Here is a 7580-nt window from a genome sequence, read left to right as displayed (position 1 = left end):
AGCGAATAGGAAAATAATAATCGCTAAGAAAGTGCTTGCCCACGGTCCAATTTGTGAGCTTAATGCTTGTTGTGTTAATTCAATACCTTCTAAATTCGATCCTTTGTAAAGTCCAGAACATAATACGATAAACGCTGTTGATGTACATACTAAGAATGTATCTACGAAAACACCTAATGCTTGAACAAGTCCTTGTTTTACAGGGTGAGATACATCTGATGTTGCTGCTGCGTTAGGGGAGCTACCCATACCTGCTTCTGTCGCGAATAAACCGCGCTGAATTCCGAATTTGATTGCTGCTCCAATACCACCAGCGATAGCTTGGTCTAAACCAAATGCGCTGTTAAATATTTCCATAAAAATGCTTGGTAACATATTGAAGTTGTTAATTACGACAAAAATAGCCACACCGATATAAATGATCGCCATTGGAGGGACAATCATTTCTGTAATACGTGAAATGCTCTTGATACCACCAAAAATAATAACTGCAACTAATAAAGCTAATAGAGCTCCTACGATCGTTCGCTCTAGTCCAAAAGCATTTTCAAACGCTATTGTTACCGTATTTGCTTGTACTGAATTGAAGATCAATCCGTACGCAACTGTAATAAGAAGTGAGAACCAAACACCCATCCAGCGTTTGTTTAATCCTTTTTCCATGTAATATGCTGGTCCACCACGGAACCTGCTGCCATCTTTTACTTTATAAATTTGCGCGAGCGTACATTCTACGAAACTAGTAGCTGCTCCGATAATTGCGATAAACCACATCCAAAATATTGCACCAGGTCCACCCATTGAAATGGCTAATGCTACACCAGCTAAGTTTCCGATACCGATACGTGCTGCTGCACTTAAGCAAAATGCTTGGAATGGAGAGATGCTATCTTTCTTTTTTTCTTTTCGATTAAACCCTTTACTAATTAAACTGACCATCTCACCGAAATGAGTAATTTGGACGAATTTTAATTTAAAAGAGAAATAAAGACCGAAGCCGATTAGCATTGCAATAAGAATATATGACCATAAAATATTATTCGTTACCTCAAGGAATCTGCTAAAGATATCAACCATATAATACACTTCCTTTTTTCCGTAATAAGAAAATTATATGCAAAAAATATACGAGAATCAATTTTTCTAAAAAATCATGTTACATAAACGTGTTTTGTGTTATGATTATGTTACATCGTAATATTTTTAGAATTATTTACATTTTAAAAAACTAAATGTAAAGCGAGAAAGAGGGGATAATTTGAAAGAAGAAACTTTATTGAAAGTAAGCCTTAAAAGTTTGAAAATGAGAAGTAATATATTTTTTATCATTACATCTTTAAGTATCTTTTTAGGAGCCACTTATTATTACAATAAAAGATTTCCAAGTCACAGGTATCCTGAATGGTTAGAATTTCTAAAATTGATTTAATGAACAAAAGACAGAAAAACAGAAAATTTAAATAAAGAAGTTATGGAGGAGCTAAATATGAATATTAGAGAAAGTGAACTTCCGGGTATTGGTTATAAGTTTCAAATCGTTACGAAAGGTAACGAAAAGATGGTGATTGTTATTCATGATGATGGACGTAGAGAAATGTATCATTTTGATTCAGATCATGAAGAAAGCATCTCAAGTATTTCATTACGTGACTCAGAGGCAAGACAAATTGCAGCAATATTAGGTGGAATGGTATACAAGCCTAGAGCATTAGAAAATGTTGAAATGGTCTTTGAAGGTTTAGCGATTGAGTGGTTTAAAGTGGAGAATGCAGCTCCAGCAATCGGAAAAACAATTGGCGACCTTGAAATAAGAAAAACATATAGCGTAACGATTATTGCAGTTATGAAAAAGAATATGAAAAAGCTATTTAATCCAGGACCAGAAACGGTAATTGAAGAAGGCGATATGCTTGTAGTTTCAGGCGAGAGAGAAGAAATTAAAAAGATTATTAATGAGTTACTTTCGAATAGGGGGACTGACTAGATGGATACGTTAATTTTTGAAGTTGGTACAGCGTTAGTATTAGTTGCAATTGCGGCAGTAATTGCTGGGAAGTTTAAATTTTCAGTAATTCCTTTTCTAATTGTTCTTGGAATGTTAGTAGGACCGCACGCACCGACAATAGGTGTTATCGATCTTAAATTTATTGAAAGTGCGAGTGTAATTTCCTTCCTTGGACGGATTGGCGTTCTGTTCCTTCTGTTCTACCTAGGACTAGAGTTCTCGATGAAAAAACTAATTAAATCTGGACGTTCTATTGCGATTGGCGGAACAATTTATATTTTAATTAACTTTTCACTTGGATTATTATACGGATTTATAATGGGATTCCCTTTACTAGAAATCTTAATTATTGCGGGTATTATTACGATTTCTTCTAGTGCTATCGTTGCAAAGGTGTTAGTGGATTTAAGAAGAACTGGTAATAATGAAACCGAATTAATTTTAGGAATTATTATGTTTGAAGATATATTCCTTGCTGTATATTTATCAGTTGTCTCTGGTTTAGTTCTAGGGGATCATGCTTCCTTCCTAGGTGCTCTTACTTCAATTGGAATTGCTTTAGGATACATGCTTCTATTCTTTATTGTAGCTAGAAAGGCGACGCCGTTATTAAATAAATTGCTCAATATTAGTTCAGATGAAATTTTCATTATTGTAGTATTTGCTTCGTTATTCTTTATTGCAGGTTTCTCGGAAACAATTCACGTTGCCGAAGCAATTGGAGCACTTCTTTTAGGATTAGTTTTCTCTGAGACAGAGCATAGTGACAGAATTGAGCATCTCGTTGTTCCATTTAGAGACTTTTTCGGAGCTATTTTCTTCTTTAGTTTCGGATTAAGCATTGATCCGTTTTCATTAGGCGGAGCGATATGGTTAACGTTAGGTGCTGTCCTTCTTACAATCATCGGTAACTTTGTTGCAGGAATGATTGCAGGGCGACAAGCTGGATTATCTCATAAAGCGTCAACAAATATTGGATTAACAATCGTTTCAAGAGGAGAATTCTCCATCATTATGGCCAATATCGGAATCGCCGGTGGTTTAATGTCAGTCTTGAAACCATTCTCGGCACTATACGTGCTTATACTATCCATCTTAGGTCCACTTCTGACGAAAGAGTCAAAGAATGTATATAAATTTTTAAATAAAATCTTTAAGTGGGATACGAAGACTAACTAATTTTAAAAAAATAAAAGTACAAGATATTTACTGCTTGTACTTTTGTTTTTTGCAATGAAAAAAGTAAAGAGAGGTACATAATGTTAGGAGAGTTGATTCATTCCGTTTTAGTTTTTCTAGAAGGACTTGTTTATTGGGGAATTATGCTTGGATTGATGTTAGAGGTTATTCCGAGTGAAATCGTATTGTCTTATGCAGGTTATTTAGTATCAACAGGAAGCATTACGTTTTGGGGCGCTGTCGCGTTCGGTACAATTGGTGGTGTAATCGCACAATTATTCATTTATTGGATCGGTCGATACGGAGGAAGACCCGTCCTTGAGCGATATGGAAAATATATTTAAATTCAAAAGAAACATATTGATTATGCTGAAGATTGGTTTAATCGTTACGGAACTGGCGTTATTTTTACAGCGCGTTTTATTCCTGTTGTGCGTCATGCTATTTCGATACTAGCAGGGATTGCAAAAATGTCACATGCTAAGTTTATTACGCTAACTACATTAGCTGTTATTCCGTGGTCCGTTGTATTTGTATATTTAGGTTTTAAATTATGAACAGAGTGGGAAAGTATTAATAAAGTCGCTGGGCCATATGTGAAATAATTTGCACTTGCTGCTATTGTTTGTGCAATTGGTTACTTTGTATTAAAAAAAATGATGAAAAAAAGTGATTACGTAAAAAGAATCTATGCTGACATAGATTCTTTTTTTATTGTCACTTTTCGAAAGGGGAAAGAGCAGGTTTAATATTTTACATATTGTGGCATACATATAGGAAAAGGGAGTTTGGAAAGGAGATTATAGAAAAATGGAACTCCAGTTTCAAAATGTATATCAACAGGTGGAGAATTGGTATGTGTTGGATTCGGAGCTTCCTTGGGATGTCAAAAGGCTTAGAGATGATTTGTTTTCACTGATTGAAGTATGTAAAACACCAGTTATTTTTTGTGATACGTGTGATGCGAATCATGTGCTTCTATCATTAGGAGAAGAAGAAGAGGAATTCTTATTCCCAGTAGGTGGTTTTTATCATAAAGAAAAACAATTAATTTTTGTTTGCATATGGGAAGAGTATGAGCAGGTGCTCAAAACACTACTGCATGAATTTCGCCATGCGATGCAGCATAAGAGGGAAGTATTGTATGTTGGAAGTGAATTGTACGAAGATAGATGGATTGAGAAAGATGCGAGAAAGTTCGCGGAGAGGAAGTTAGATGAATATAAAAATAGAAAGTTAATGTAAAGCATAGTGAAGAAATGGCACTGTGCTTTCTTTATTAATTACTAAAAGTAAGTGATTGACTTTTATAAAGTTTAGTTCTAAACTAATGGTATGAAATGAGCGAGGTGATAGAATGAAGACAGAAGATAGACTCGGATTACTATTATGGTTTCGTTTATCACGTTTTTATAACAAAAGTATTCGTGAGACGAATCAGCATTTGAAAGAATGGAATGTATCTGCCGCTCAGTTTGATGTGCTAGCTCAAGTTGGAGGACATAATCGTCTAACGCAGCAAGAGCTCGGAAATAAACTATTTGTTACGAAGGGAAATATCACGCAGCTATTAAATAAAATGGAGCAGCTGGAGTGGATTCATCGTGAACAAGAAGGTACTACAAAATATATTTCGTTAACAGAAAAGGGAAAAGCTTTATATGAAGAAATCGTCCCGCCTCAAGAAACGTTCCAAGCGGAGCAGTTTCAAAATTTAAATGTAGAAGAACAACATCAATTATTACAATTACTAAAAAAATTACAGTAAGAAAAATTTTTGGAATAAATCTTGAATTCGAGATAATATGAGGTGAAGGATATGTTTAGAAAAGTTGATCATAAAAATATGGGAAGAGCAAATCACGGTTGGTTAAATACACATTTTCATTTTTCCTTTGCGAATTACTATAACCCGAATAACATGAACTTTGGAGCATTGCGTGTAATTAATGATGATCTAGTAGCGGCACAAACTGGTTTTGATATGCATCCGCACCGCGATATGGAAATCATTTCGTACGTTGTAGATGGTGCTTTAACACATGAGGATAGCATGGGGAACCGCGGAACAATTGAGCGAGGACATGTTCAATATATGAGTGCTGGCACAGGTGTATTTCATAGCGAGCATAATTTAGGAAATGAAACACTACGTTTATTACAAATTTGGATTTTACCAGATCGTGCGGATCATAAACCAAACTATGGTGAGTTTACATTTGATTGGGGCAAGCGTGAAAATGAATGGTTCCATATGGTATCTCCAGTAGAAGGAGAGGCACCAATTCGTATTCACCAAGATGCGAATTTATATTCTTTATCGTTAGATGCTGGAAAAGAAATTCATTTCCCGGTGCAAGAAGGCCGTCAATTGTACCTTGTACAAATTGAAGGGAGTAGTGTAATAAATGGTGAAAATCTTGTTATGCGTGATGCAGCAGAAGCGATAGAAGAGGATATTCATATTGAAGCGAAAGAACGATCACACTATTTAGCAATCGAATTGAAAAAATAATAGAACGTTTATGGAAAAGAGGACATGGAATGGATGTCCTCTTTTTTTGAGTGGAATTGTCAGAAAAAATTTTCTCAATATTTAGAAAAAGGTATTAGCCCAGAAAATAAGAATTGTATAAAAGTGTCAAAAATCTTTATGGGAATGGGGAATGTTATAGTGAAAAAGCAAGTCATTTCATCAGCATTAGCCTTAACTGTTATCGCCGGGGGATTTGGAACATTTGGAGCAACGACAACGAAAGCGGAAGAACAAAAAATTCAATATCATCAAGAATTTAAAACGCCTGCATACATAGGTGAAGAATGGAAAGCACCGGAAGGACTAGATAAAAAAGAGACAGTCTTTCAATATTTAGAGAGTAAGAAAGATATGTTTAAATTAGCAGGAAATATTGATAAACATTTCAATGTCGTTGGGGAAGAAAAAGATGCTGAATCTGGCACAACACATGTGAAGTTAGTTGAGAAGCATAATAACATTCCTGTGTATGGTTCAGATCAAACTGTTACACTTGATAAAGAAAATAATGTAAAAGCATTCTTCGGACAAGTTATTCCGAATTTAGAGGATAAAAATATTCCTGCGTTTGCAAATATTAGTGCAGAGCAAGCTGAAACGATTGCAAAGGCAGAAATTGAAAAAGAAGTTGGTAAAGTAAAGAATTATGACGGTGTGAAAAAAGATTTATTTGTGTATGAAAAAGATGGGAAGTACTATCTTGCATACTTAGTTAAAGCATCGATTTCAAAACCAGCTCCAGGATATTGGCATTATTTTGTTGATGCAACGAATGGAAATGTGATTGAGAAATATAACGCTGTAGATCACATTACAGGATTTGGTTACGGAGTATTAGGCGATAGACAATCATTTGAAATTGCTCAAGATGAGAAAACAGGAGCGTTCAACTTATTTGATGGTAAACGAGGACAAGGTGTTCACACATTTGATGCAGAAAATATGGATGAAAACTTGTTTAATTTATTCTCACAATGGCTTGGATATACAGGAGAAGAGGTTGAGAGTAAATCTAAGTTCTTCGAAGATAAAGCAGCGGTTGATGCGCATGTAAATGCAGGAAAAGTATACGATTACTACAAAAAGACATTTAATCGTAACTCTTTCGATGATAAAGGTGCGAAGCTTATTTCTACTGTTCACGTCGGAGAAAGCTGGAATAACGCAGCTTGGAACGGTGTACAAATGATGTATGGTGATGGCGATGGAAAAACATTCATTCCATTATCTGCTGGACTAGATGTTATCGGTCATGAATTAACGCATGCTGTAACTGAACATACAGCAAACCTTGTTTATAAAAATGAGTCAGGTGCGTTAAATGAATCGTTATCTGATATTATGGGTGTCATGGTTGAGAAGAAGAGCTGGGATTTAGGTGCTGACATTTATACACCTGGAAAACCTGGTGATGCACTTCGTTCTCTGAAAGATCCAGCATCTATTCCAAATCCATTAAAACCAGGTGAAGGTTACCCAGATCATTACAATAAACGCTACACTGGAACAGCTGATAATGGCGGCGTTCATATTAACAGTAGTATTAACAATAAAGCTGCATATTTAGTATCTGATGGCGGAGAGCATTACGGTGTGAAAGTAACTGGAGTAGGCCGTGAAGCGACAGAAAAAATTTATTACCGTGCTCTTACGAAATATTTAACTGCAAACTCTGACTTTAAGATGATGCGTCAAGCTGCTCTGCAGTCAGCTGAAGATTTATATGGTAAAAACTCTAAAGCTGTACAAGCTGTAACGAAAGCTTATGATGCAGTAGGCGTAAAATAATAAGAGAAAAAGGCCTGACTAGGATGTCAGGTCTTTCTTTATCCCGTAAAAGCCCGATTGGTGAGGGCTAAT

General features: G+C 35.5%; 7 protein-coding genes and 1 pseudogene. 7 read left to right on the top strand and 1 reads right to left on the bottom strand.

Annotated elements, in window-relative coordinates; genetic code table 11:
- A partial coding sequence (locus GFJ36_RS25940; RefSeq protein ID WP_157349784.1) for an alanine/glycine:cation symporter family protein occupies positions 1–1077 on the bottom strand: 1077 nt, incomplete at its 3' end.
- 409 nt (positions 1078–1486) lie between these two features.
- On the opposite strand from GFJ36_RS25940, the gene GFJ36_RS25935 reads away from it, so the two are divergent.
- The 7 genes and pseudogenes from GFJ36_RS25935 (at position 1487) to nprB (ending at position 7508) form a co-directional block, all read left to right on the top strand.
- Positions 1487–1984 (top strand): cation:proton antiporter regulatory subunit, encoded by a 498-nt coding sequence (locus GFJ36_RS25935; protein WP_001026069.1) that lies wholly within the window; start codon positions 1487–1489, stop codon positions 1982–1984.
- Positions 1985–3184 (top strand): cation:proton antiporter, encoded by a 1200-nt coding sequence (locus tag GFJ36_RS25930; protein WP_000380223.1) that lies wholly within the window; start codon positions 1985–1987, stop codon positions 3182–3184.
- 80 nt (positions 3185–3264) lie between these two features.
- Positions 3265–3933, top strand: a pseudogene (uptA, locus tag GFJ36_RS25925) (undecaprenyl phosphate transporter UptA).
- Between the two features lie 61 nt (positions 3934–3994).
- The gene (locus tag GFJ36_RS25920) at positions 3995–4429 is read left to right on the top strand and encodes a DUF3920 family protein (protein WP_000422822.1); all 435 of its coding nucleotides are present in this window, start codon (positions 3995–3997) and stop codon (positions 4427–4429) included.
- 112 nt (positions 4430–4541) lie between these two features.
- Positions 4542–4952, top strand: a complete 411-nt coding sequence (locus GFJ36_RS25915; RefSeq protein ID WP_000845460.1) for a MarR family winged helix-turn-helix transcriptional regulator — start codon at positions 4542–4544, stop codon at positions 4950–4952.
- Between the two features lie 51 nt (positions 4953–5003).
- Entirely contained in the window at positions 5004–5699 is a 696-nt protein-coding gene (locus GFJ36_RS25910) for a pirin family protein (protein WP_087981977.1), read from the top strand.
- A gap of 159 nt (positions 5700–5858) precedes the next feature.
- Positions 5859–7508, top strand: coding sequence for a neutral protease NprB (nprB, locus tag GFJ36_RS25905; RefSeq protein WP_137035354.1), 1650 nt, complete (start codon positions 5859–5861; stop codon positions 7506–7508).
- The last annotated feature ends 72 nt before the right edge of the window (positions 7509–7580 follow it).

The sequence above is a fragment of the Bacillus sp. EE-W1 genome (genome assembly GCF_009760835.1).
GTDB classification, from domain to species: Bacteria; Bacillota; Bacilli; order Bacillales; family Bacillaceae_G; genus Bacillus_A; species Bacillus_A wiedmannii.
This window is presented reverse-complemented; position numbering and strand designations above follow the sequence as displayed.